This is a genomic window from Micromonospora sp. DT229, assembly GCF_049844505.1.
Classification (GTDB): Bacteria; Actinomycetota; Actinomycetes; order Mycobacteriales; family Micromonosporaceae; genus Micromonospora.
Map to the genome: position 1 here is coordinate 1 of NZ_JBNCLD010000009.1, position 24094 is coordinate 24094.

Genomic DNA, 24094 nt, shown 5'->3' on the forward strand with positions numbered 1-24094 from the left:
CCGCTACCCGGACCCCCTGGACTGGCTACTGGCCCCCCTGACCGCCAACGCCACCCTCGTCCTCTGCGCCCAACCCGCCCCCCCCCCCCCCCCCCCCCCCCCACCCCCAGCCCGCAGGAACCGTGCCGGTCGGCTCCCCGGGACAACTCCCGTGCCCGGTTGGCGGCCCGGTGGTACGGGGTGGCCAGCAGGGCCTCCCCGTCCACCGTCAGCCGGTCGAGGGCGTCGGGCACCCCGAGTTCGGCAAGGTGATCAGCCTCGGCGGCCAGGGCCAGCGGGTCGACCACGACGTGCCGGGACAGGTGGGTCCAGACCCCGGGGTGGAAGGTGCCGGCGCCGAACTGGGCGAAGGTGTGATGCCGTCCGTCGGGCAGGACGACATTGTGTGCCGCCTGCGCGCCCCCGTTGAACCGGACGACCATCTGCACCGGCCGGGTGGCGCAGAGCCAGTCCACGACCGTGCCCTTCCCGGCGTCGCCGTAGCCGAGGTCGACCACGATGGTGTGCTCGCCATCCGACCCGGGCAGCCCGGTGATCAGCTCGGTCATAGCCGTACCACCCCGCCGCGGTTGCGGATGGCCGGCAGCCGGCTCGCCTCGGTGCGTCGGCCGGTGTCGCCGATGCGGGCCAGCGCCTTCGACACCGTGCCGGTGGCCGTCGAACCGGCCCGGTCCAGGTCACGAAGGCCGGTGTCGAGGTCGATGGCCTGCTCGCCGAGACCGACGGTGAGGGCGATGGTCTCGCAGACCGCGTCCAGGTCGTCGAGTTCCAGGGTGTTCTGCCCGAGCAGATCGCGCCAGAAGTCGAGCACCTTGCGGTTGCCGGCGTAGTGGCTGCCGGCCGGGAGCAGGTAGTACGTGTCCCAGCGGCTGGTCACCTCCTCGACGATCTGCTTCAGCGGCACGTCCTCGCGCAGGTTGCCGCCGAGCAGCCGGGTCACCTCGGCCGCCTTCACCTTCGGGTACGCCAGTTCGTCGCCGATGATGAACAGGTAGCCGCGCCGACCGCGCTTGGACCAACTGTCCGTGACGGTGTGCCGGGCCATGAAGTACAGCGCCAGTTCGTACGACTCCATCATCTGGCCGCCACCGCCGCCCTCCAGCACGATCCGGCCGAGGTCGTCGTCCATCCGGTTGTCGGACTCGAACTGGCCCACCTGCAAGGGCACCCGGTCACAGGTGGCGTCGCCGATCGCACCGAACATGATCTGGGGATCGCGGGCGTACCCCTGGCGCAGCAGCAGCCCCAGCAGTTTCGGCAGCTTGGCCTGGAGGGTGCGGGGCACGTGCCCCATCGAGCCGGTCACGTCGAAGAGCACCGCGACCGGGGTCGACTGCGGGTGCTCGTCGGAGTCGCGGCTCTCCCGCATCGCGTCGCGGGGGTCCAGCGCCGGGTGCACCTTCCGGGCACCGCTGTCGCTGTAGGCGAACGCGCTGGTGCCGGTGGCCCGGCGGTACCGGTCGGCGGCGTCGTACACGTCGGTGGACCACATTCCGCTGCCCATGGCAGCCTCCTTACGGGTTGAGGGTGAAGGGTCGGAAGGTGCGGGGGCCGTAGAGGCGTTCCAGCACCTCGTCGAGTTCGCCGAGCAGTCGCCAGGCGTCGTCCGGGCGAGCGGCCAGGTGGGGCTGACGGCAGCCCTTGATGAAGGCCCGCAGCTCCGCTGGGGCGTGTCCGTCCATCAGCCAGGCCATGCAGTGGGCGGCCATGGCGATGTCGGTGCCGGGTCCGGCGGGCTGGCCACCGGTGACCTCGGGCGGGTACCAGTCCTGGTAGTCGGGCACCATCGCCGGCACGACCCCGCCGGGCTCGGTGGAGAAGCACCAGTCGACCAGGACGACACCGTGCGCCTCCGGCTCGATCAGCACGTGCGGCGGAAGTACCGCGCCGTGCACCACCCCGGCCCGGTGGGCCAGGCCCAGCGCCACCAGCAGCCGTCGCCACATCCAGGCCACGTCGCGGGCGTCCAACCCGTCCGGGTACGCCTGGCGCACCTCGACCAGGCTGTGCAGGCCGGGTGCGGTGGCCAGGACGTTGATCCGCCGCTCGGCCCCGGTGGCGGTGTCCTGGTGGGCGAAGCTGTCGACCAGCCGGGGCACGTACGGCAGCCAGCGCGGGTCGCCGCGCTCGGCGAGCTGACGCAGTGCGCGTTCCTCGCGGAGCATCAGGTCGTTGTCGTGCGGGGCCCGGGGGAGCTTGAGCAGCCGGTCCTCCCCGACGTCGTACAGGTCGGCCAGGTCGCCGGAGTGCACCGGTTGGCCGCAGCGGTAGCCGCGCAGCTCGGTCACCTGGCGGTTGCGCCAACGGGTGGTGACCTCGACGAAGGCCGCGGTGGCCTCGGCCCGTACCGCGGGCCCGGTCGAGCCGAGCCGGTCGGGGTGCAGGGCGGCGACCAGTTCCCGGTAGCGGCTCTGCGGCGCGTCCAGGCCGAACAGTTCGTCATCGTCGCGGGCCCCGCCGACCAGGCGGATCGCCTCGTCGGTCCTCATCGCACCGCGTCCTCTCGGGTCGGCCGCAGCAGGGCCGGGTGCAGCAGTTGGGCGTCACCGGCCCGGTAGAGCCGGGCCCGTGGGCCGCCTCGGCTGCCGCCGCGCTCGGTGCTCGTGCCGGTGCTCTCCACGAACCCGGGCACCGAGAGCACCTTGCGGTGGAAGTTGCCGGCGTGCAGGGGTTGCCCCCAGACCGTCTCGTAGACCGACCGCAGCTCACCGATGGTGAACTCGGGCGCCAGGAAGCGGGTGGCCAGCGGGGTGTATTCCAGCTTCGACCGGGCCCGCTCCAACCCGTCGGCGACGATCTGGCGGTGGTCGAAGGCGAGGTCCCGGTTCGGCAGCTCGGCGACCGGTAGCCAGAGGGCCTCCTCGGCGTCCGTGCCGGGGGTCGCGTCGGGCAGGTCCGGGGCGAAGGCGAGGTGCGCCACCGAGAAGACCCGCATCCTGGGGTCCCGCTCGGGGGCGCCGTAGCTGGCCAACTGCTCCAGGTGGACCCGGCGCAACCGGTCACCGCCCAGGCCGGTCTCCTCGGCCAACTCCCGCTGGGCGGCGGCGGCCAGGTCCTCGTCGGGTCGGACGAAGCCGCCGGGCAGCGCCCAGTGGCCCGCGTAGGGCTGCTCGGCGCGGCGGATCAGCAGCAGGTGCAGCGCGTTGTCCCGGATGGTGAGGGCGACCACGTCGACGGTGACCGCGGTGGCGGGGTAGGCCGTCGGGTCGTACGCGGCGAGGAAGTCCTGCTCGTTCATCGACAATCACTCTCACTTTGAGAACATCTCTATGTGAGAACAACTTAGCGCGAAAACGAGGGCCGGGCAAGTGCCCGGCCCTGGTTCAGCGGATGGAGCCCACCAACTGCGGGCGTCCCCGCTGGTCGTGCAGGGAGAAGTCCCAGTCGTCGCCGGAGCGCTCGGCGTGGAAGGCGACAGTGCTGGGCAACGGCACCGGAAGTTTGAACGCCACCTGCACCGTGTACCCCTGCGGCAGCCGGTTCTCCAAGGCGGCCAGGCACCGGGCCTTGCTCCACATGCCATGTGCGATCGGCCGGGGGAAACCGAACAGCCGGGCACCCAGCCGGGAGGTGTGGATCGGGTTGTGGTCCCCGGAGACGCGGGCGTACTCCGTACCGATGCGGGGTTCGACCCGCCAACGGGCGGAAGTGGCTGGCGGTGCGGGCCGTTCCGGCCGGTCGCGCCGCTCACCGTCGCCCGGAGTGCGCTGCCTCCCCAGGTACGTCGAGACGCCGCGCCACACCTCCTCCCCGTCGACCGACCCGACGAGTACGACATCCACCTGCCGCCCACGATCGTGCGGCCGCAGGTTCTCCGCCCATGCGGTGAAGTCCAGCCGATCCGCCACGGTGACCGGCCGATGCACCGTGATCCGGTTGCCGACGTGCACCACCCCGGTCAGCGGGATCGGGAACTCCGAGGCGGTGATCAGGCGCAGGGCCAGGGGGAAGCCCATGACGTGCGGGAAGGTCGCCGGCAGGGTGTCGGCTAACCGGAACCCGCACACCCGGTCGTAATCGGCCAGGCGCTGCGGATCCACCGCCACACCCCTGACCGCCAGTTCGACCGCCGGCAGGTCCGCACCCCGCCGACCGCCCAGCCCCGGCACCGCCCCCAGCAGCGCCCGGCGGTACAACGGCCCCGGCGCGGGCAGTTGGGACAGTTCAACCCGCTCCCGACCCGCAGGCCCCACGACCGAGGCGGCGGCACTGGTCAGATCCTGGGTGACCCCGGCATCGTGGCCCTCCCCGACGCGCGCGGCGGCGCTGGTCAGGTCCTGGGTGGCCGCCGGATCGCGGCCCTCACCGGCGAGCGCGGCGGCCAGGACCTCCCGGTTCAGGATCTCCGTGGGCCCGTCGATCAACTCCCCGACGGAAAGGTCGTCGGGCTCCTCGTGCGGACTGCGTCGGACCATCACGCCCCCAGCAGGCTCTGGCCGCAGACCCGGACCACGTTGCCGCTGATCGCGCCGGAGGACGGCCAGGCCAGCCAACCGATCGTCTCGGCCACGTCCACCGGCAGCCCGCCCTGGGCCAGACTGTTCATCCGCCGACCGGCCTCCCGCACCACCAGCGGGATCCGGGCGGTCAGCCGGGTCTCGATGAACCCGGGAGCCACCGCGTTCACGCTGATCCCTCGCTCCCGCAGCACCGGGGCCAGCGAGTCGACCAGCCCGATCACCCCGGCCTTGCTGGTGGCGTAGTTGGTCTGCCCCCGGTTGCCGGCGATCCCGGCGATCGAGGAGACCCCGACGATCCGCCCACCGGCCGGAATCAGCTTCCGCTCCAACAGCAGGTCGTTGATCCGCTCCTGACTGGACAGGTTGACATCGATGACCTGGTTCCAGCGGTCGGCGTCCATCCGGCCCAGGGTCTTGTCCCGGGTGATGCCGGCGTTGTGCACCACCACATCCACCCGCCCGTGCCGACCGGCCAGATACTCCGCCAGCCGGGTCGGGGCGTCCGCAGCGGTCAGGTCGAGCTGCACCGCGCTGCCGCCGATCTCGTTGGCCACCGAGGCCAACTCGTCCCCGGCCGCGGGGATGTCCAGGGCCAGCACGGTCGCCCCGTCGCGGGCCAGCACCCGGGCCAGGGCCGCACCGATTCCCCGGGCCGCGCCGGTGACCAGCACCACCTGCCCGTCGAGTGGACGGTCCCAGTCCGCTGGCGCGGTCGCCTGACCGGCACCGACCCGGATCACCTGACCCGAGACGTACGCCGACCGGCCGGAGAGCAGGAACCGCAGGGTCGCCTCCAGACTGGTCCAGGTGCCCTCGTCGGCCTCCCGGGTCACATGGACCAGTTGGGCGGTGATGCCCCGGCCGAACTCCTTGCCGATGCTGCGGGTCAGCCCCTCCAGGGCCCGCTGGGCGGTCGCCTCGCGGGGGGTGGCGCACTCGGACGGTGGGGTACCCAACACGATCACCCGGCCGCTGGGCTGCACCGCCCGGGCCTGCGGGTGGAAGAAGTCGTAGAGCTGGCTCAGCCCGGTCGAGTCGGTGATGCCGGTGGCGTCGTAGACCAGGGCGGCGTTGTCCGGCGTACGGCCGGTCGTCGGGTCGGGCACGGCGTCGGCCGGATCGCGCAGGGTCAGCCCGGCGGCGGCCAGGATCTTGCCGACCGGCTCCGCCAGGCGGCCACCCGAGGCGCTGCCGAGCAGCACCGGCCCGGGGAGAATCGGCTCACCGGGGGCGTACCGGCGCAGCCGCGGCGGATCGGGCAGGCCGAGGCGCTTGACCAGCGCCCTACCGGCGCCCGACTGGACGAAGCTCGCGTACCTGTCGCTCATAGGCGTAGCCTACTGGTGAGTAAGGTGCGGGCAACACTTTCGAGGAGGCGGATAGTGCAGAACGTTCGACGGGTCGCGGTCATCGGCGGCAACCGCATCCCCTTTGCCCGCTCCAACTCCCGCTACGCCAGCGCCAGCAACTCCGACATGCTCGGCGCCGCCCTGGACGGCCTGATCGCCCGATTCGGCCTGGCCGGGCAGCAGGTCGGTGAGGTGGTCGCGGGTGCGGTGCTGAAGCACTCCAAGGACTTCAACCTCACCCGTGAGGTGGTGCTCGGCTCCAAACTCGACCCGCGCACCCCGGCGTACGACATCCAGCAGGCCTGCGGCACCGGCCTGGAAGCCGCCATCCTGATCGCCAACAAGATCGCCCTTGGGCAGATCGAGGTGGGCATCGCCGGTGGCGTCGACACCACCTCCGACGCCCCCCTCGCGATCAACGAGGACCTGCGTCGCACCCTGCTCAAGCTGAACTCCGCCCGGACCATGGGCGAGCGCCTGAAGATCGCCGCGAAGCTGCGTCCGGGCCAAGCCTTCAAGCCGGAGATCCCCCGCAACGCCGAGCCGCGTACCGGCCTGTCCATGGGGGAGCACACCGCACAGACGGCGCTGCGCTGGAACATCGACCGGCAGGCCCAGGACGAGCTCGCCCTGCGTTCCCACCAGCGGCTGGCCGCCGCGTACGACCGGGGTTTCTTCGACGACCTGATGACCCCCTACCTGGGGCTGACCCGCGACCAGAACCTCCGCCCCGACACCACCCGGGAGAAGCTCGGCACCCTCAAGCCGGCCTTCGGTGCCAAGGGCCCGGACGCCGAGCGGGCCACCATGACCGCCGGTAACTCCTCCCCCCTGACCGACGGCGCCTCCACCGTGCTGCTGGCCAGCGAACAGTGGGCCGCCGAGCACAACCTGCCCGTGCTGGCCTGGTTCTCCTGGTCGGAGACGGCCGCGGTCGACTTCGTACACGGTGACGAGGGACTGCTGATGGCACCCGCGTACGCGGTACCCCGGCTGCTCGCCCGAGCCGGGCTGACCTTGCAGGACTTCGACTACTACGAGATCCACGAGGCGTTCGCCGCCCAGGTGCTGGCCACCCTGGCCGCCTGGGAGTCGAAGGAGTTCTGCGCCGAGCGGCTGGGCCTGGACGCCCCGCTGGGCGCGATCGACACCGACAAACTCAACGTCAACGGCTCCTCGCTGGCCGTCGGGCACCCCTTCGCCGCCACCGGCGGACGGATCGTCGCCACCCTGGCCAAACTCCTAGCCGAGAAGGGCAGCGGTCGCGGACTCATCTCGATCTGCGCCGCCGGCGGCCAGGGCGTCACCGCCATCCTGGAACGCTGATCGCCGGGTCAGCTCAACTCGCCGCCGACCCGGTCGGACCGTCGTCGCCCGGGTCGGGCAGCCAGCCCAGGAACCGCCCGTAGAGGTGCGCGGGCGGCACCTGGTGCAGGTCCGACACCGCATCGACCAACTGGGTGGCGAGGTAGACCGCGAGGGCTACCCGCTCGCCCGCGTACCGATCCAACAGCCGACGCCGCCGTTCAGGGCACGGCCACGGCCGTCCGCAGCCGGTGCAGTCCCAACCGGGTCGGGCCGGCACATGCGCGACCCAGGCGGGGGCGACACTGAGGCGTACGGCGTCGAACCGGGCCAGCACCCGACGCTGCCGTGGGCCGCGTGGGTCGCCGAGATCGACACCGCGTAGGCGGACCCAGATCCCGTCGCTGTGCCGCTCCCGGCGACCGATCTCCACGATCCGCAAGGTGAGGGTGCCCAGGCCGTAGCAGTAATGCTGTTCGGGCACTTCCACCACCACGCCGACCCGCAAGGGTGGCCCGCCAGTCAGTCCCATCTTTCCCACTCCCGTCAGGCGAGGGGCGGGCGCACGGCATCGCCACCGGACCGCAGGGGGAATTGCGGCCATAGGCGGGGGCTGCCGGGCGGCGGGCGTGCGCCCACCCCGTCACGGACCGGTGCGGGCAGGCTCAACCCGACACCGGAGTACGACCGGGAGCGGCCACCATGGACACGCCACGCCCATCACCGGGTACGCGCCGAGCGCGTTCGGTGGTAGACAGAAGGGGAGTCGATCCCCGAGTGCGTCCAGCGTGACTGCTCCCTTCGACTCGTCTCGGACCGGGAGTGGGAGAGGCCGCCAAACCGCCCCACCCCGGTCCACTCTTTCGTTGGCGACGGTGACGCCGCCATCACGGTACGTACAAGCAGCATGCATGCAGAGCGACGTCTGTGCAAGCTTGCATTTTCCGCGTTTCTCGCTGAGTCTTAGGTGGGAGCCGAGGAGGCGACATGGTGAAGGCGGCGACGCTACGCGCTCAGTGGCTCGGCCAGCAGCTCCGGGAGATGCGCGAGTCAGCCGGGCTGACCCTAAAAGACGTGGGCGACTACATCAATCGCAACGCCTCGACCGTCAGTCGCCTTGAGTCCGGTGTCGTGGCGGCCCGGGTGCCCGAAGTGCTCGCCTACCTCGACATCTGCGGTGTGGACGATGGTCGGCGTCGCGCCGACCTGACCACCATGGCGAAGGACGTCTGGCAGAAGGGCTGGTGGGACGGCTTTGCGGCCGACGTTGTCGGCTCGCTGATCGACTGGATCTGGTTGGAGAGTCGGGCGACGGAGATCTACTCCTTCGACGTCGCCGTGCTCCCCGGCCTGCTGCAAACCAAGGCGTATGCCGAGGCGATCATCCGCGCGGTAGACATCGACGCCACCGAGGAGCAGATCAACCGCTATGTCGAGATCCGGCTCGCCCGTCAGCGCCGACTCGACGGTGATGAGCCGGTGAAGCTCTCCGTCGTCATCGACGAGGGCGCTCTTCGTAGAACCGTGGGTGGGGCCACCGTGATGCGGGCGCAGCTTGAGCATCTGTCCGTGATGGCCGCGCGGGACCACGTCGAGCTGCTGGTGTTGCCGTCCGCCGCAGGCGAGCATCCGAGCCCTGAGGGAAGCTTCAACCTCTTCCAGATGCGTCCGCCGTATCCGCTTGCCGGGTGCATCTGGACGCCTGCCGGCAACATCGTGATCGAAGGTGGCATGGCGGAGTCCTTGCTCCGGACCTACGATCGGCTGCGCGGGCTGGCTCTCCCCGCGCAGACAGGGCTCGCACTCGTGTCTGACCTGATCGATCAGTTGGAGTAGACGGCGATGAGGCACAAGGCGGCATCCGCGCTACTCCTGCCGCCGGTGGCCTGGCATGTGAGCACGAGGAGCCCGAGCGGCGGCGGCAACTGTGTCGAGGCCGGACCGATCCTCGATGGCAGTGGCCGGGTGGCTGTCCGCGACACCAAGGACCGCACTGGTCCGGTACTCGTCTGTGCGTACGACAGCTGGAACAGCTTTCTTTCTGCGGTCCGCAACGGTCATTTTGCATAGCGCGCCACGAGAGTTGCCGATGCCCGACTTTGACCTGGTCGGAAGCTATTGTTAGTCGTCTCTACCGTGGACCACAGCCTGTGCCCCGGAGCCACCGGCGGTGCGCTACCAAGGAGTGGTCATGACTGGTCAAGCCCTGCTCCGCACCTCCATCGTCGCCCTGACTGCCGCGCTTGTGGCCAGCGGCTGCACGTCTGCTGACAGCAGCTCCGAGTCCGCCTCCAACGCTGCCCCCAGCGCGCCCGCAACTGCTGAACCGACCGCACTCTCCGACCCCACCTCCGCTGCCGATCCGACCCCCGCCTCCGCGCCCACCGCAGCCGATGCGACCAAGGGTGGTTCGACCGGCGGCGGCTCCACCGGCAACAACTCGACCGGCGGCGGCTCGACCGGCGGGGGACAGTCCGGGACCAAGTCGGGTAACGGGCCCACCATCACCTACTTCCGGGTCGCCCAGAAGCCCTCCTGCCCGGCCGGGACGAACGTCAACCCGATCCCCGGCACGCCGGTCGTCCTGGAGTGGAAGGTCAGCAACGTCGACTCCGTCGCCCTCTCCATCGACGGCCAGGGCGTGTACGCCGACAACTACCCGCCCACCGGCAGCGAAACCCTGACCTTCCCCTGCGAGGGAGCCGGGAGCGACGTGCAACGGCACACCTACCAGCTGACCGTACGCAACTCTCACGGCAAGCAGACGAAGACCCTGGCGGTGACCGCGACCGTGAATGAGGTGCCGGAGGTGTGATCCGGCCGCACGGTGACGTGATCCGTTTGCGCTAGCAGCTCGACAGGAAGTGCGATGCAGGTACGCGAGGCTCAACGCCACCCCGGATCCCGCCGCCAGTCGGTCTACGACGACGTTTCATCTTTGAAAGCGGTAGGGGCTGGTGCAGAAAGCGAAGAGGGCCACCGGTTCGGGTGGCCCTCTTCGAGGTCTTAACCCCAGCGGTTTGGCCTGCCGACACGCGACTACCAGGGACCGCTCTGAAGGCACCGGGCCCGCCTCCACCGGGAACCGTCACTGCTGGTGAGGGGCGGTCGAGGGCTGGCTGGTGGGTGCCGGAGAATGGGCGGGTGACGACGATCCCGAACGTGCTCGCCAACCGGTACGCCTCGCCCGAACTGGTCGCCCTCTGGTCCCCGGAGGAGAAGATCCGCCTGGAGCGGCAACTCTGGCTCGCCGTGCTCCGCGCCCAGCGGGACCTCGGCGTGTCGGTACCCGACGGGGTGGTCGAGGCGTACGAGCGGGTGTTGGACGACGTCGACCTGGACTCGATCGCGGCGCGGGAGCGGGTGACCCGCCACGACGTCAAGGCGCGCATCGAGGAGTTCAGTGCGCTGGCCGGGCACGAGCATGTGCACAAGGGCATGACCTCTCGGGATCTCACCGAGAACGTCGAGCAGCTTCAGGTACGCCGGTCGCTGGAGCTGATCCGGGACCGGGTGGTGGCGACCCTGGCCCGGCTGGCCGGGCACGCCCACGAGTACTCCGAGGTGGTGATGGCCGGGCGGTCGCACAACGTCGCGGCGCAGGCCACCACGCTGGGCAAGCGCTTCGCGTCGGCCGCCGAGGAGCTGATCATCGCGTACGAGCGGCTGACCGACCTGATCGACCGCTACCCGCTGCGCGGGATCAAGGGGCCGGTGGGCACCGCCGCCGACCAGCTGGACCTCTTCGACGGCGATGCCGAGAAGGTGGCCGAGTTGGAGCGGCGGGTCGCCGAACACCTCGGCTTCAACCGGGTGTTGGACAGCGTGGGGCAGGTCTACCCGCGTTCGCTCGACTTCGACGTGCTCTCCGCGCTGGCGCAGACCGCTGCCGCACCTTCGTCGCTGGCCACCACGATCCGGCTGATGGTCGGGCAGGAGTTGGCGACCGAGGGCTTCAAGCCCGGCCAGGTCGGCTCCAGCGCGATGCCGCACAAGATGAACACCCGCTCCTCGGAACGGGTCAACGGCTTCGCGGTCATCATCCGGGGGTACCTGTCGATGGTCGGTGAGCTGGCCGGCGACCAGTGGAACGAGGGCGACGTCTCCTGCTCGGTGGTGCGTCGGGTGGCCCTGCCGGACGCCTTCTTCGCCGCCGACGGGCTGTTCCAGACCTTCCTCACCGTGCTGGACGAGTTCGGGGCCTACCCGGCGGTGATCAACCGGGAGTTGGAGCGATTCCTGCCCTTCCTGGCCACCACGAAGATCCTGGTGGCGGCCGTCCGCCGAGGCGTCGGCCGGGAAACCGCCCACGAGGCCATCAAGGAGCACGCCGTCGCCGTGGCCCTGGCCATGCGCGAGAAGGGCAGCCCCGACAACGACCTCTTCGACCGCCTGGCCGCCGACTCCCGCCTGGGCCTGTCCCGCCCCGAGATCGACGCCCTGGTAGCCGACCGCGCCGCCTTCGTAGGCGCCGCCCCCGCCCAGATCCAGGCGGTGACCACCCGCATCTCCAAGATCGTCCAGTCCCACCCCCAAGCCGCCACCTACACCCCACCCCCCATCCTCTAACCCCCTCCACCCCCACGCCCTGCCCCGCACGCCCCCATCCCCGCCCGTCGATCTTGCACTTTCTGTCGGGACATAAGCTGATGAAAGCCTCATATCGGCGACCAAAAGTGCAAGATCGGCGCGAGCAGCGTTGTGTGGGTCAGCCGTCGCGGGTGGGGGTTTCGGGGGCGGTGCGGAGGTTGGGGGCGCTGGCGGGTTCGGCGATGCCGCCGGGAGTGTCGGCGAAGGCAGGGTCGTTCGCGGTTTCGGCGGCGATCAGTGGCTGGTCGGGGGGCATGACGTCGGGGACCTTGGGGGCCACGATGACGGCGGTGCCGTAGGCGCAGATCTCCATCCACATCTCGCCGCAGTCGCGGCTGTCGAACCGCATCCCCACCACGGCGTTCGCGCCGAGCCGGCGGGCCTCCTCGCCGAGTCGGGCCACCGAGTCGGTACGCCACCGGGTCAGGTTGTCCGGCGCCATCGGGTCGTACGCGCCGCCACGGAGGTTCTTCACCCCCTCGCGGTACGGGTTGCGGGTCCTGGCCATGGAGGAGACCACCTCGCCGAGGATCTGGCGGATCTCGTAGCCGGGAAGTTGATCCGTCGTCACGACCAGCACGTTTTGATGCTGGCAGGCGCCGTCACCGAGTAACGCGAGCCTTGTTCACCTGCTCGGATGCTGCAAAACGACGCGGCGCGGACGGCGGGCGCGTAGCCCACCTTCCGCGCCGCATCGGACGCTTTTCGTCAGACACCGGCCACGGAGGTGATCCAGGCCCGGTTGTACGCGACACTGCCGTAGTTCTGGATGCTCTGGCCGTCGGCGGTGGAGGCGACCCCCACCTGGGCGCCGTTGTAGAACTGCGGGCCGCCGGAGTCGCCCCGCCAGGCGTTGCCGTTGACCCGGGTGCTCCGGATCGCCTGCCCGCCGTACGCGTCGGTGACGCTGTTGCTGGTCACCCGGACGGACGCGGTCTTGAGCTGGGTGGAGGCCGAGCAGCCGCTGTAGCAGGTCATGCCCCAGCCGAAGATGGTGTTTGTGGAGTTGAGCGGCGGGTTGCTGCTGGCCAGCGTGACGTAGCTGGTGCTCACCGAGCTGGACAGGCGCATCAGGGCCAGGTCGTAGCGGCTGTAGGTGGCGCTGACCGTGCGGGTGACCCCGCCGGAGGTGCGGTTGACGCTGCCCACCCGGACGGACATGGTGCCGCCGAGGCAGTGCCGGGCGGTGAGTACCCACTGCGGGGCGATGATCGTGCCGGAGCAGGTGAACGAGCCGTTGCTGAGCACCGCTGCGGCCCACGGCGCGGAGGAGACGGTCCCGCCGCCGATGATGTACGGGCCGACGGGGGCGGCGACGGCGCCGGAGCTGGCGCCGAGCACGCCAGCCAGGGCTGTGGCGAGGACCGCGAGCAGGGATCGGATGCGCATCGGTAGGGCTCCTTCGGGGGTCGCGGGACCCGGGTTACCGGGTCGACCTGCGGCGACGGGTAGGGGGTGGCCCGTCGCCGCTACGTCGATAAATCGACGTCTGACGATGTACCGTAGAGCCGGGTGAGGTGTTTCACAAGAGGTACATAGAAACAGAGTGATGTAACAGTCGGATTTCCCGAAGGCGGCCCGCCCGGCCACCCGCCGCCCGGCTTCCGACCGGCTCTGCCGAACCGTCCCGGATGACCCGTTACGCAACGCGCCGGGAGATCCGACAACAAAGCCGTATCGGGACAGCAACGAACCCGTATCGATCCTGAAAGGGCCGAGCGGGCGGCCACCGGCAGTGTCCGACGCCCCTCCCACCGGTGCGTCCGGTGCGACTCCTGCCAGGTAGGCTGGCTGCGCTCGCCCGTTGTGGGTCGGCACCCAACTGCGTACACAGTCAGGAGTGCCCAGTGCCTCGCGTCGTCGTCGACGTCATGCTCAAGCCCGAGATCCTCGATCCGCAGGGCCAGGCCGTCGCAAACGCGCTGCCCCGGCTCGGCGTCGAAGATGTCGCCTCGGTACGGATCGGCAGGCGAATCGAGATCGACTTCACCGGTGAACCGGATCTGGACCGGGCCCGGGAGATCGCCGACAAGCTGCTCGCCAACCCGGTCATCGAGGACTTCACCGTCCGCCTGGTCGAGGCCGCCGAGCCTGCGGAAGCCCGGTCGTGACCGCGCGGGTCGGTGTGGTGACCTTCCCCGGCTCGCTCGACGACGGGGACGCCGCCAGGGCGGTCCGGATCGCCGGCGCCCAACCGGTACGTCTCTGGCACGGAGATCCGGAGTTGCACGGGGTGGACGCGGTCGTCCTGCCCGGGGGCTTCTCCTACGGTGACTACCTGCGCTGCGGGGCCATCGCCCGGTTCGCCCCGGTGATGGAGACCATCATCGACGCCGCCGCCGGCGGCCTGCCGGTGCTCGGCATCTGCAACGGCTTCCAGATCCTCTGCGAGGCCCACCTGCTGCCCGGCGCGCTGACCCGCAACCAGCACCTGCACTTCCGCAACCGCGACCAGATCCTGCGCATCGAGTCGGCGGGCACCGCCTGGACGAACACCTTCCAGCCCGGCCAGGAGGTGCTGATCCCGGTCAAGAACGGCGAGGGTTGCTACGTCGCCGACACCGCGACCCTGGACGCCCTCGAAGCCGAGGGTCGGGTGGTCGCCCGGTACGTCGGGGTCAACCCGAACGGTTCGCAGCGGGACATCGCGGCCATCACCAATTCGGCCGGCAACGTGGTCGGCATCATGCCGCATCCCGAGCACGCGGTGGAGGCCCTCACCGGCCCTTCCCTCGACGGCCTCGGCTTCTTCACCTCGGTGCTCAAGCACCTGGTGGGGGCGCCGGCGTGACCGTCCGCGTCGGGATCATCGGTCGGCTCATCCGCCCCTACGGCGGCGAGCGCAACGAGGAGAGGTCATGACTACGCATCCGGACCCGGTACGGGAGACCCCGGAGGCAGTCCCGGCCACGCCGGCACAGCCGGTCCAGCCATATCCGGCCGTCGCGCCGGCCCGGCACGCCTCCGGGCAGGCCGAGTGGGCGGATCGGGTGGACACCGTGCCGCGCGCCGAGGGCACCCCGGAGGAACTCCAGCCGTACGCCGAACTGGGGCTCCGGGACGACGAGTACGACCGCATCCGGCACATCCTGGGCCGCCGGCCCACCCAGTCCGAGCTGGCGATGTACTCGATCATGTGGAGCGAGCACTGCTCCTACAAGTCCAGCAAGGTGCACCTGCGCCAGTTCGGCGAGAAGGCCCCGCCGAGTGACCGGCTGCTCGCCGGCATCGGGGAGAACGCCGGTGTGGTGCAGGTCTCCGACGAGCTGGCGGTGACCTTCAAGGTCGAGTCGCACAACCACCCGAGCTTCGTCGAGCCGTACCAGGGTGCGGCCACCGGGGTCGGCGGCATCGTCCGGGACATCCTCGCCATGGGCGCCCGTCCGGTCGCCGTGATGGACCCGCTGCGCTTCGGCGCGGCCGACCATCCCGACACCGCCCGGGTGCTGCCCGGGGTGGTGGCCGGCGTCGGCGGGTACGGCAACTGCCTGGGCCTGCCCAACATCGGCGGCGAGGTGGTCTTCGACCCCTGCTACCAGGGAAACCCCCTGGTCAACGCGCTCTGCCTCGGCGTACTGCCGGTGAGTCGGTTGCAGAACAAGGCCGCCGTCGGCCCCGGCAATGTCGTGGTGCTGATGGGCGCCAAGACCGGGCGCGACGGCATCGGCGGCGTGTCGGTGCTGGCCAGCGCGACCTTCACCGAGGGCAGCGAGCAGCGTCGCCCCTCCGTGCAGGTCGGTGACCCGTTCATCGAGAAGCTGCTGATCGAGGCCTGCCTGGAGCTGTACGACGCCGAACTGGTCGCCGGCATCCAGGACCTCGGCGGAGCCGGGCTGACCTGCGCCCTCACCGAGACCGCCGCAGCGGCCGGCACCGGCATGCGGGTCTGGTTGGAGCGGGTGCCGCTGCGTGAGCCCTCGATGGACCCGCACGAGATCCTGGCCAGCGAGTCCCAGGAGCGGATGCTGCTGGTCGTCGAGCCGGCCAAGCTCGAGACCGTCCTCAAGACCTGCGAGAAGTGGGGGGTGCTGGCCACCGCCATCGGTGAGGTCACCCCGCCCGAGCCGAACGGCCAGCCGGGTCGACTGCTGATCACCTGGCGGGACCACCTGGTGGTCGACGTACCGCCGGGCTCGCTGGTGGACGACGGTCCGGTCTACGCCCGCCCGATGCGGGAGCCGGCCGACCTGATCCTGCTCCAGGCCGACCGGGCCGAGACCCTGCCCCGGCCGGCCGACCCGGAGGCGCTGCGCGAGACCGTGCTGCGCATGATCGCCTCGCCGAACCTGTGCGACAAGACCTGGGTCACCGAGCAGTACGACCGCTACGTGCTGGGCAACACCGTGCTCGCCCAGCCGGAGGACTCCGGCGTGATCCGGATCGACGAGCGGACCGGCCTGGGAGTGGCCCTGTCGGTAGACGGCAACGGCCGGTACGCCCGACTCGACCCGTACCACGGCGCCAAGCTGGCCCTGGCCGAGGCGTACCGCAACGTGGTGGTCACCGGGGCCACCCCGATCGCGGTCACCGACTGCCTGAACTTCGGTTCCCCGGAGGACCCGGGCGTGATGTGGCAGTTCGCCGAGGCGGTACGCGGCCTCGCCGACGGCTGCGCGGAGCTGGGCATCCCCGTCACCGGCGGAAACGTCAGCTTCTACAACCAGACCGGGGCGGCGGCCATCCACCCGACCCCGGTCGTCGGGGTGCTCGGCGTCCTGGAGAACGTCGCCGAGCGGGTGGCGATGGGCTTCGTCCCGCGGCCCAGCGGCGACCACGACCAGCTCTTCCTGCTCGGCGAGACCCATGTGGAGCTCTCCGGCTCGGAATGGGCCTGGGTGACCCACCAGCACCTCGGTGGCGTACCCCCGCATGTCGATCTGGCCCGGGAGAAGCAGCTCGGCGAGCTGCTGGCCGCCGCCGCCCGGGTGGGTCACCTCAGCTCGGCGCACGACCTCTCCGACGGGGGTCTCGCGCAGAGCCTGGTGGAGTCCTGCCTGCGGCACGGCGTCGGTGCCCGGATCGCGGTGCCGGAGCGTTTCGAGGGCAACTCGATGCCCTTCGTCTTCCTGTTCAGCGAGTCCGCCGGTCGGGTGCTGGTCTCGGTGCCTCGGGGCCACGAGAAGGCGTTCACCGCCCTCTGCACCGAGTACGGCGTGCCGGGGGAACCGATCGGGGTCACCGACCCCTCGGGCAGTGCGCTTGAGGTGCACGGCCAGTTCAGGATCGGCCTGGACGAGCTGCGCGAGGCGCACACCGCCACCTTGCCGGCCCTGTTCGGCGGGGTCTCCCCGGTCGAGCTGCCGGCCTCCGACGGCGTGGTCGAGGCCGCGCCGGTGAGCGAGGCCGTGGCGACCGCCGAGGGCGATCAGGCCGGCGCGGCGCCGTCGGAGGAGGACTCCGAGCCGTCCGCACCGGTGGCGGCGGGCGTCGAACCCTCCGTCGAGGAGGTCGAGCGGGCGGCACCGCCGGTCCGCCAACAGACCGGTGACGGTGACCCCACCACCGAGGCGCCGGGAACGCAGCCGACTGCCGACGAACGCTGAGGTGTCGACCGGGCCCGACCTGACCCAATCCGGTGCCGGGGCCCGGTTCGACTGGGGCCTGGCCGGGGCGGCCGAACTCGGCCGGGTCTGTGCCGCGCTGGTGGTGGTGGACGTGTTGTCGTTCACCACCACGGTCGAGGTGGCGGTCGGGCGGGGAATGCGGGTGCACCCCTTCCCCTGGGGCGAACAGGCTGCCGCCTACGCGCATCGGGTCGGCGCGGTGTCCGCAGTCGGTCGTCGACAGGTCACCGCAGAGCATCCCTGGTCGCTGTCGCCGACCGCGATGAGCCGAGCACCGGTGGTGTCCGACCTGGTGCTGCCCTCTCCGAACGGTTCGGCGATCAGCGCGGCCGCCAGCGCCACCGGCCTACCGGTGGTCGCGGCCAACCTGCGTGTCGGGCACTGGCTGCTGAGCCAGGGGTACGGCTCGACCACCGCACCTATCGGTGTGATCGCGGCCGGGGAACGCTGGCCGGACGGCTCGCTGCGCCCAGCGGTGGAGGATCAACTCGGTGCGGCGAGGGTGCTCGATGCGCTGTCCGGGGTGGCCGGCGGTCTCTCCGTCGAAGCCGCCGTGGCACTGGCCGCGCTGGCCAGCATCCCGGACGTGCCGGCGGCGGTCCGGGGCTGTGTCTCGGGCCGTGAACTGACCGAGGGCGGCTTTGCCGAGGATGTCGAAATCGCCGTACGCCTGGACACCTCGGCCGTGGTCCCGTTGCTGCGGCAGGGCGTCTTCACCCGGGCCTAGCGAGGGCGTCTTCACCCTCGGGCCAGTGACACCAGGCCGGACGCGCCGGGGACGACGGCGGGTGGCGGCGGCAGATGATGCCCGCCGTCACCGCGCCGTCGTCCTCCGCGGGCGTCGCTTCAGTCGTCCAGCCAGTCGAGTCGACGTCCGCCGCGCTCTCCCGGGCCGGCTTCCGGACGGGCACGGCCGGCCTGTGCCGGATCGGCGCCGTAGCCGCCGCCCTGCTCGTAGCCGCCGTCGTAGCTCTCGCGCTGGCGTGGCGGCTGCTCCGGGCCGTACCCGCCGCTCTGCTCGTAGCCGCTGCCGTAGCCGCCGCGCTGCTGCGGGGTCTCCTGGCCGTAGCCGCCGCCCTGGCCGTAGCCGCCGTAGCGGCCGGCATCGTCGTACCCGCTGGCCTGGCCGTAGCCCTCCGCCGGTTGTCCGTACCCAGCGGGCTGCGCAGGGTAGCCTCCGGTCGGCTCGACCTGGCCGTACCCGCCGGCGGGCTCACCCCGGCCGTAGCCGGTCGGCTCGCTCTGCCCGTAGCTGGTCGGTTCACCCTGGCCGTAGCTGGTGGGCTCGCTCTGGCCGTAGCTGGTGGGGGTGGTGCTGGGGGTGTATCCGCCCGCTGTCCCAGCCTGGCCGTACCCGCCGGTCGGCTCACTCTGGCCGTAACCGCCGGTGGCTGCGCTGCCGTAACCGCCGGTCGGCTCGCCCCGGCTGTAGTCCGGCTCCGCCGAACCGTAACCGCCGGTCGACCCGGCCTGGCCGTACCCGGGCTGGTCGGCCTGGCCGTACCCGCTCGTGGGCTCGGTCCGGCCGTATCCGGCGGTCGGTTCGGTCTGGCCGTAGCCCCCGGCCTCACCTCGGCCGTAGCCGCCGGTTTCCCCCCGGCCGTAGCCGGTGGGTTCGCTCTGTCCGTAGCCCTGGCCCGTGCCCTGCTCGTACAAGCCGGTCGCGTAGGGGTCGGCGGGCGCGGGGTAACGGGTCTCGTCGCCGGTGTAACGCCCGGTCGGCTCGTCGTACCGCTCGCCGTAGCCGGCGCCGCCACCGGCACCGGCCGGCGGGTAGTCCGCCCCGGCACCGCCGGCACCGTAGTCACGGCCGCCGTAACCGGCACCCGAGGACGGGGTGCTGCCGTAACCGGCACCGGAGGATGGAGTGCTGCCGTAACCGGCACCCGATGACGGGGTGTTGCCGTAGCCGGGGGTGCCGTAGCCGGCGGGCTCGTCGCCGTAGCGACCGCCCGACCATGCCTGGCCGGCTCCGCCCGCAGCGCCGTAGGGCTGTACGGGCGCGGCGTACGGGTCCGGGGGAACGTCGTCGACGACCGGCTGGTGCATCATCGTCGGCGCGTTGCTGATCCCGGCACCGGCGACCATGGTCGGGTCGGGCGTGGTGCCGACCCGGTTGACCACGCGGGTCTGGTCGTCCGCGCTGACGAAGTTGCCTCGGGCCGCCGGAACCGCGCCAGCGGGGGCGGCGGCGGGGGCGTCCCCGTCGACTTCGCCGTCCTCGTTCTCTTTGCGCCTCATCCACAGCAGCACGATCGTGCCGACACCGACGGCCACGAACAGGCCGCCGAGCAGCACCAGCAGCCAACTGCCGAAGCCACCGGAGTCCTCGTTGCTGGCCTGGGCCGGTGGGGCCGCCGGCTCGCCGGGGGTGGTCTCCTCATCCTCGGCGAACTCGTCGTCGAAGGGGTCCTCCGTCGGCACTGCGGACTCGCTGGCGGAGGGGGTGGGACTCGGGCTGTTCGACGCCTGGATCGCCAGGGTGATCCGCTGTCCGGTGACGCTCTGACCGGCGTTCGCCGTGAAGCTCACGACCTCCCGGACGCTGTTCGAGCTGGCACCGATATCGATCCGACCCGGCGCGATGGGGCGGTCGTTGCTGCCGGTGAAGCGGAAGTTCCCGTCGGAGTTCGTGTTGGTCTCGTACTGCTTGCCGGCGCTGTCCTTGAGCAGGACGTACGCGTTCGCCACCCCGTCACCGGCCTGGTTGACCACCTTGCCGGAGATCGACCGGACCGTCTGCGGCGCCTGAGTGGTCGGCGGCGGGTTCGGCCCCCGCACGGTCATGTCGCGCTCGTCGCCGCCCTGGTCGCCGCCGGCGCGGGCGGACACCCGCACCCGACCGGAGCGCTCCTGACCGGCCGGCACGTCGCCGGCGACCAGGTTCACCGTGAACGAGGCCTCTTCACCCGGCGGGATCAGCCGAGCCGGGATGTTGCACTCGCCCTGGCAGCTGAGGCCGTTGAAGGTGCTGACGGCGATGCTGAAAGCGGTGGGCAGCTCGTTGTTGTTCTTGACGCTGAACGTCATCGAGGTCTGCTGACCGGCTTGCAGGTTGCCGTTCGGCAGGTTGGTGATCGCCACGTCCGGGTTGGCGGCGAGAGCGGGTGTGGCGGGGACCGCGAGCAGGGCACCCACAATCAGCGCCACGACCACACCGGCCCGCGTTCGCCAGGCTCGTCGGTGTGTTGACACGTCCACCGCCTTCCGGACTGATCTTCCCTGGCCGGCGGGGTGCCGAGCCTGGGGAACATCACGGTACGAATACGCCGTCGGCAACTATGCCTTGTCGGGGCGGATCGGCGCGACCCAGGGCCAGCGTGATGCGTGGCGGGGCGAGGCCGTATCGTCCCGTCGTGTCCTCTCCGTGCGATAAGTCCGCCGCGGTCGCGGCGGCGATGGCGGCGCTCGATGAGGGCCGCACACCTGAACGGTCGGTCTTCCGTGAGGCGGTCAGGGCCTTGTTGACCACCCTTGCGGATCGTGCCCCCGGCCGATCGGTGGAGGTGCGCGTCCCACCTTACGGTGCAGTTCAGTGCGTTCCGGGTCCGCGACACACCCGCGGTACGCCCCCGAACACGGTCGAGATGGATCCGCAAACCTGGCTCGCGCTGGCCACCGGGCGACTCGACTGGACCCAGGCGGTCACGGAGGGTCGCGTACGGGCGAGTGGCAGTCGTGCGGACCTCTCCCCGTACCTGCCCCTCGAACTGGAGTGACGCATGGTTCGGCTGACCTATAGCGGTGACAACGTGACTGTATGTGGCGACTTGGATTCGCGTACACTGTCAGGCGACGACAGTGTGGTCCCGGCCGATCAGCGGAGCAGGCCCTTTGGGGTTCCGCCAGGCCAGTCCAGACCAGCAAGAGGGAGCGGTAGTGCCCCGAGGTGACGGCCGGCTGAGCCACGACCTTGATCCCCAACGACCTGGCCCCCAGGACGCCTGTGGCGTCTTCGGCGTTTGGGCGCCTGAGGAAGAGGTCGCCAATCTGACCTACTTCGGGCTGTACGCACTACAGCACCGGGGGCAGGAGGCGGCCGGGATAGCGGTCAGCGACGGCTCCGGCGTGGTGGTCTACAAGGATCTCGGCCTGGTGGCCCAGGTCTTCGACGAGCCGACCCTGGCCAGCCTGCGCGGGCATCTCGCGATCGGGCACACCCGCTACTCCACGACGGGTGGTTCCACCTGGGAGAACGCCCAGCCGACCATCCGGGCCACCAGCGCCGGCACCACGATCGCCCTGGCGCACAACGGCAACCTGGTCAACACCGCCGAGCTGCAGCGTGAGGCGGCCGAGCGGGGTCTGAGTGCGGACGGGTCAACCAACGACACCTCACTGGTCACCATGCTGCTGGCCAGTCGACCGGATCTCTCCGTGGAGGCGGCGGCCCTGGAGGTCCTGCCGCGCCTGCGCGGCGCCTTCAGCTTCGTCTTCATGGACGAGAACACCCTCTACGCCGCCCGCGACCAGCACGGCGTACGCCCTCTGGTGCTCGGCCGGTTGGAGCGGGGCTGGGTGGTGGCCAGCGAGACGGCGGCGTTGGACATCGTGGGTGCCAGCGTGGTCCGTGAGGTCGAGCCCGGCGAGCTGATCGCGATCGACGCCGAAGGGCTGCGGTCCACCCGGTTCGCCGCCCCCGAGCCCAAGGGCTGCCTCTTCGAGTACGTCTACATCGCCCGTCCGGACGCCACCATCGCCGGTCGCAACGTGCACGCGGCCCGGGTGCAGATCGGCCGGCAGTTGGCCAAGGAACACCCGGTCGAGGCCGATCTGGTCATCCCGGTTCCGGAGTCGGGCACCCCGGCGGCGATCGGCTATGCCGAGGAGTCCGGCATCACCTACGGCGCCGGCCTGATGAAGAACCCGTACGTCGGACGTACCTTCATCCAGCCGTCGCAGACCCTGCGTCAGCTGGGCATCCGACTCAAGCTCAACCCGCTACGGCAGAACGTACGCGGCAAGCGCCTGGTCGTGGTCGACGACTCCATCGTCCGGGGCAACACCCAACGCGCGATCGTCCGGATGTTGCGCGAGGCCGGCGCGCTTGAGGTGCACGTCCGCATCTCCTCTCCGCCGGTGTCCTGGCCATGCTTCTACGGCATCGACTTCGCCACCCGGGCCGAGTTGCTCGCCAACGGTCTCGACAACGAGGGCATCCGGCGCTCCATCGGTGCCGACACACTGGGTTATGTCTCACTGCCCGGCCTGATCGCCGCGACCGAGCAGCCCAAGACCCGCCTGTGCCGGGCCTGTTTCGACGGGGAGTATCCGATCGAACTCCCCGTGGGCAACCTGATCGGCAAGCACGTCCTCGAAGGAATCGGTCGTCGCGTCGCCCACAACTCGGACGACACCGACTCCATCGAGCAACCCGTCCCTCCGCTCGTCGCCGCTGCGGGGGCCGACGACGATCTCAGCCGGGCGCGCCGTACCTCGCGCTCCGACCTGGAGATGTCGGCGACCACAAACCGCCCGTAGCATCGTCCGGTTGCGGTCGGTCACCGTCGACCAGCAGCCGAGAACCACAAAGGGGAGAACCGTGACGCACGTGTCCGAGCGCAGCGGCGCAGGAAGCAGCCCGACCGGCGCTGGCGGCGACCGCCAGCCCTGGACTGCCGGCACCGGCCGTCAGGCTCGCAAACGTTCGGTCTCGTACGCGGACGCCGGCGTGTCGATCGAGGCGGGTGACCGCGCCGTCGAGCTGCTGAAGTCCAAGGTCAAGCAGACTCGCCGGCCGGAGGTGATGGGCGACCTCGGCGGTTTCGCCGGCCTGTTCCGGCTCGACACCACCAAGTACAAGAACCCGATCCTGGCGTCCTCCACCGACGGGGTCGGCACGAAGCTGGTCATCGCCCAGCAGATGAACATCCACGACACGGTCGGCATCGACCTGGTCGCGATGGTCGTCGACGATCTCGTCGCCTGCGGCGCCGAGCCGCTGTTCCTGCTCGACTACATCGCCACCGGCGAGGTCGTGCCGGACAAGGTCGCCGAGATCGGCGCCGGCATCGCCGACGGCTGCCGCTACGCGGGCTGCGCGCTGCTCGGTGGCGAGACCGCCGAGCACCCGGGCGTGCTGCGTCCGGACGAGTACGACATCTCCGCCACCGGTGTCGGGGTGGTGGAGGAGAGCGAGATCCTCAGCCCCGCGCGGGTCGAGGTGGGCGACGTGGTGATCGCCATGCGCTCGTCCGGTCTGCACTCGAACGGCTACTCCCTGGTCCGGCACGTGCTGCTCGGCGCGGGGCGGATGCGGTTGGACGTGGTGATCGACGACTTCGGTCGGCAGCGCACCCTGGGTGAGGAGCTGCTCACCCCTACCAAGATCTACGCCCAGGACTGCCTCAAGCTGATCGCCGAGGCCGAGGTGCGGGCGCTGGCCCACGTCACCGGCGGCGGCATCCCCGGCAACCTGGTGCGGATCCTGCCCGAGCACGTGGACGCGGTGGTCGACCGTTCCACCTGGCGCCCGCAGCCGATCTTCGACCTGATCCAGTCCAAGGGACGGATCGAGGACCCGGAGATGGAGTCGACCTTCAACATGGGGGTCGGCATGTTCGCGATCGTCTCGGCCGAGGACGCCGATCGGGCGCTGGCCACCCTCACCGGCCGGGGGGTCGACGCCTGGCAGGTGGGCGAGGTCATCGAGGGCACCGGCGCGGTGAAGATGGTCGGTCAGCACACCCGCGGCTGAGGTGATCCGATCGCCCGGGCGTCTGGTCCGGGTTCACCCGAGCGGTCGTCGCGGCCTAGCCTGTAGGGCACCCTCAACGCTGCGGGGCCTGACCTGCCGGGGTGTGCCCGGCAGCCTTCTACCGCTACG

At 70.8% G+C, this 24094-nt stretch carries 21 protein-coding genes and 1 pseudogene; 12 read left to right on the top strand and 10 right to left on the bottom strand.

Translation table 11 applies throughout. The features are described 5' to 3' along the window. The 6 genes from ACLQ2T_RS16090 to ACLQ2T_RS16115 form a co-directional block, all read right to left on the bottom strand. On the bottom strand, positions 1 to 548 hold a 548-nt coding region (locus tag ACLQ2T_RS16090; RefSeq protein WP_425766986.1), incomplete at its 3' end, for an adenylosuccinate synthetase. Further along, positions 545 to 1504 (bottom strand): hypothetical protein, encoded by a 960-nt coding sequence (locus ACLQ2T_RS16095; RefSeq protein ID WP_425766987.1) that lies wholly within the window; start codon positions 1502 to 1504, stop codon positions 545 to 547. The genes ACLQ2T_RS16095 and ACLQ2T_RS16090, both read right to left, overlap by 4 nt. Positions 1505 to 1514: 10 nt before the next feature. Beyond that, entirely contained in the window at positions 1515 to 2489 is a 975-nt protein-coding gene (locus ACLQ2T_RS16100) for a serine/threonine protein kinase (protein ID WP_425766989.1), read from the bottom strand. Continuing rightward, positions 2486 to 3238, bottom strand: coding sequence for an NUDIX hydrolase (locus tag ACLQ2T_RS16105; protein WP_425766990.1), 753 nt, complete (start codon positions 3236 to 3238; stop codon positions 2486 to 2488). Before ACLQ2T_RS16105 ends, ACLQ2T_RS16100 begins: the two co-directional genes overlap by 4 nt. Before the next feature lie 85 nt (positions 3239 to 3323). After that, positions 3324 to 4415 carry a MaoC/PaaZ C-terminal domain-containing protein gene (locus ACLQ2T_RS16110; protein WP_425766991.1) on the bottom strand — a complete coding sequence of 364 codons (1092 nt, stop codon included), beginning with the start codon at positions 4413 to 4415 and terminating at the stop codon, positions 3324 to 3326. Further along, complete coding sequence (locus ACLQ2T_RS16115; protein ID WP_425766992.1) at positions 4415 to 5788, bottom strand: 3-oxoacyl-ACP reductase; 1374 nt, start codon at positions 5786 to 5788, stop codon at positions 4415 to 4417. Before ACLQ2T_RS16115 ends, ACLQ2T_RS16110 begins: the two co-directional genes overlap by 1 nt. Before the next feature lie 54 nt (positions 5789 to 5842). Here ACLQ2T_RS16115 and ACLQ2T_RS16120 point away from each other — a divergent pair, with 54 nt between their 5' ends. Then, positions 5843 to 7135 carry an acetyl-CoA C-acetyltransferase gene (locus tag ACLQ2T_RS16120; RefSeq protein WP_425766993.1) on the top strand — a complete coding sequence of 431 codons (1293 nt, stop codon included), beginning with the start codon at positions 5843 to 5845 and terminating at the stop codon, positions 7133 to 7135. A 13-nt stretch (positions 7136 to 7148) separates the two neighbouring features. Here the strand turns inward: ACLQ2T_RS16120 and ACLQ2T_RS16125 are convergent, their stop codons facing one another. Continuing rightward, complete coding sequence (locus tag ACLQ2T_RS16125) at positions 7149 to 7646, bottom strand: hypothetical protein (protein WP_425766994.1); 498 nt, start codon at positions 7644 to 7646, stop codon at positions 7149 to 7151. Positions 7647 to 8101: 455 nt separating this feature from the next. On the opposite strand from ACLQ2T_RS16125, the gene ACLQ2T_RS16130 reads away from it, so the two are divergent. The 4 genes from ACLQ2T_RS16130 (at position 8102) to purB (ending at position 11683) form a co-directional block, all read left to right on the top strand. Continuing rightward, positions 8102 to 8950 carry a helix-turn-helix domain-containing protein gene (locus ACLQ2T_RS16130; RefSeq protein ID WP_425766995.1) on the top strand — a complete coding sequence of 283 codons (849 nt, stop codon included), beginning with the start codon at positions 8102 to 8104 and terminating at the stop codon, positions 8948 to 8950. A gap of 6 nt (positions 8951 to 8956) precedes the next feature. Beyond that, a complete protein-coding gene (locus tag ACLQ2T_RS16135) occupies positions 8957 to 9184 on the top strand; it encodes a DUF397 domain-containing protein (protein WP_425766997.1) in 228 nt (75 codons plus the stop codon). 121 nt (positions 9185 to 9305) lie between these two features. Next, positions 9306 to 9929 carry a hypothetical protein gene (locus ACLQ2T_RS16140; RefSeq protein ID WP_425766998.1) on the top strand — a complete coding sequence of 208 codons (624 nt, stop codon included), beginning with the start codon at positions 9306 to 9308 and terminating at the stop codon, positions 9927 to 9929. A gap of 329 nt (positions 9930 to 10258) precedes the next feature. Continuing rightward, on the top strand, positions 10259 to 11683 hold the full coding sequence (purB, locus tag ACLQ2T_RS16145) for an adenylosuccinate lyase (RefSeq protein ID WP_425766999.1): 1425 nt from the start codon (positions 10259 to 10261) through the stop codon (positions 11681 to 11683). A 139-nt stretch (positions 11684 to 11822) separates the two neighbouring features. On the opposite strand, the pseudogene ACLQ2T_RS16150 reads toward purB, so the two are convergent. Next, positions 11823 to 12416, bottom strand: a pseudogene (locus ACLQ2T_RS16150) (YbjQ family protein). Further along, the gene (locus tag ACLQ2T_RS16155) at positions 12413 to 13093 is read right to left on the bottom strand and encodes a S1 family peptidase (RefSeq protein ID WP_425767000.1); all 681 of its coding nucleotides are present in this window, start codon (positions 13091 to 13093) and stop codon (positions 12413 to 12415) included. Before ACLQ2T_RS16155 ends, ACLQ2T_RS16150 begins: the two are co-directional and overlap by 4 nt. A 458-nt stretch (positions 13094 to 13551) precedes the next feature. Here ACLQ2T_RS16155 and purS point away from each other — a divergent pair, with 458 nt between their 5' ends. The 4 genes from purS (at position 13552) to ACLQ2T_RS16175 (ending at position 17995) form a co-directional block, all read left to right on the top strand. After that, positions 13552 to 13815 carry a phosphoribosylformylglycinamidine synthase subunit PurS gene (gene purS / locus ACLQ2T_RS16160; protein WP_425767001.1) on the top strand — a complete coding sequence of 88 codons (264 nt, stop codon included), beginning with the start codon at positions 13552 to 13554 and terminating at the stop codon, positions 13813 to 13815. Further along, positions 13812 to 14495, top strand: coding sequence for a phosphoribosylformylglycinamidine synthase subunit PurQ (gene purQ, locus ACLQ2T_RS16165; RefSeq protein ID WP_425767002.1), 684 nt, complete (start codon positions 13812 to 13814; stop codon positions 14493 to 14495). The genes purS and purQ overlap by 4 nt, the downstream gene beginning before the upstream one ends. Before the next feature lie 67 nt (positions 14496 to 14562). Continuing rightward, positions 14563 to 17247 carry a phosphoribosylformylglycinamidine synthase subunit PurL gene (gene purL / locus ACLQ2T_RS16170; protein ID WP_425767003.1) on the top strand — a complete coding sequence of 895 codons (2685 nt, stop codon included), beginning with the start codon at positions 14563 to 14565 and terminating at the stop codon, positions 17245 to 17247. Position 17248: 1 nt separating this feature from the next. After that, positions 17249 to 17995 carry a 2-phosphosulfolactate phosphatase gene (locus ACLQ2T_RS16175; protein WP_425767004.1) on the top strand — a complete coding sequence of 249 codons (747 nt, stop codon included), beginning with the start codon at positions 17249 to 17251 and terminating at the stop codon, positions 17993 to 17995. A gap of 119 nt (positions 17996 to 18114) precedes the next feature. Here the strand turns inward: ACLQ2T_RS16175 and ACLQ2T_RS16180 are convergent, their stop codons facing one another. Continuing rightward, entirely contained in the window at positions 18115 to 20418 is a 2304-nt protein-coding gene (locus ACLQ2T_RS16180) for a carboxypeptidase regulatory-like domain-containing protein (protein ID WP_425767005.1), read from the bottom strand. Positions 20419 to 20624: 206 nt separating this feature from the next. On the opposite strand from ACLQ2T_RS16180, the gene ACLQ2T_RS16185 reads away from it, so the two are divergent. The 3 genes from ACLQ2T_RS16185 (at position 20625) to purM (ending at position 23965) form a co-directional block, all read left to right on the top strand. Further along, positions 20625 to 20987, top strand: coding sequence for a sterol carrier family protein (locus tag ACLQ2T_RS16185; RefSeq protein WP_425767006.1), 363 nt, complete (start codon positions 20625 to 20627; stop codon positions 20985 to 20987). Positions 20988 to 21147: 160 nt separating this feature from the next. Beyond that, positions 21148 to 22749 carry an amidophosphoribosyltransferase gene (gene purF / locus ACLQ2T_RS16190; RefSeq protein WP_425767007.1) on the top strand — a complete coding sequence of 534 codons (1602 nt, stop codon included), beginning with the start codon at positions 21148 to 21150 and terminating at the stop codon, positions 22747 to 22749. 61 nt (positions 22750 to 22810) lie between these two features. Beyond that, the gene (gene purM, locus ACLQ2T_RS16195; RefSeq protein ID WP_425767009.1) at positions 22811 to 23965 is read left to right on the top strand and encodes a phosphoribosylformylglycinamidine cyclo-ligase; all 1155 of its coding nucleotides are present in this window, start codon (positions 22811 to 22813) and stop codon (positions 23963 to 23965) included. Positions 23966 to 24094: the final 129 nt, after the last annotated feature.

Coding starts and splice junctions, on each gene's coding strand:
- ACLQ2T_RS16095 (WP_425766987.1), bottom strand. CDS start 1,504: ATGGGCAGCGGAATGTGGTCCACCGACGTGTACGACGCCGCCGACCGG.
- ACLQ2T_RS16100 (WP_425766989.1), bottom strand. CDS start 2,489: ATGAGGACCGACGAGGCGATCCGCCTGGTCGGCGGGGCCCGCGACGAT.
- ACLQ2T_RS16105 (WP_425766990.1), bottom strand. CDS start 3,238: ATGAACGAGCAGGACTTCCTCGCCGCGTACGACCCGACGGCCTACCCC.
- ACLQ2T_RS16110 (WP_425766991.1), bottom strand. CDS start 4,415: ATGGTCCGACGCAGTCCGCACGAGGAGCCCGACGACCTTTCCGTCGGG.
- ACLQ2T_RS16115 (WP_425766992.1), bottom strand. CDS start 5,788: ATGAGCGACAGGTACGCGAGCTTCGTCCAGTCGGGCGCCGGTAGGGCG.
- ACLQ2T_RS16125 (WP_425766994.1), bottom strand. CDS start 7,646: ATGGGACTGACTGGCGGGCCACCCTTGCGGGTCGGCGTGGTGGTGGAA.
- ACLQ2T_RS16130 (WP_425766995.1), top strand. CDS start 8,102: ATGGTGAAGGCGGCGACGCTACGCGCTCAGTGGCTCGGCCAGCAGCTC.
- ACLQ2T_RS16135 (WP_425766997.1), top strand. CDS start 8,957: ATGAGGCACAAGGCGGCATCCGCGCTACTCCTGCCGCCGGTGGCCTGG.
- ACLQ2T_RS16140 (WP_425766998.1), top strand. CDS start 9,306: ATGACTGGTCAAGCCCTGCTCCGCACCTCCATCGTCGCCCTGACTGCC.
- ACLQ2T_RS16155 (WP_425767000.1), bottom strand. CDS start 13,093: ATGCGCATCCGATCCCTGCTCGCGGTCCTCGCCACAGCCCTGGCTGGC.
- purL (WP_425767003.1), top strand. CDS start 14,563: ATGACTACGCATCCGGACCCGGTACGGGAGACCCCGGAGGCAGTCCCG.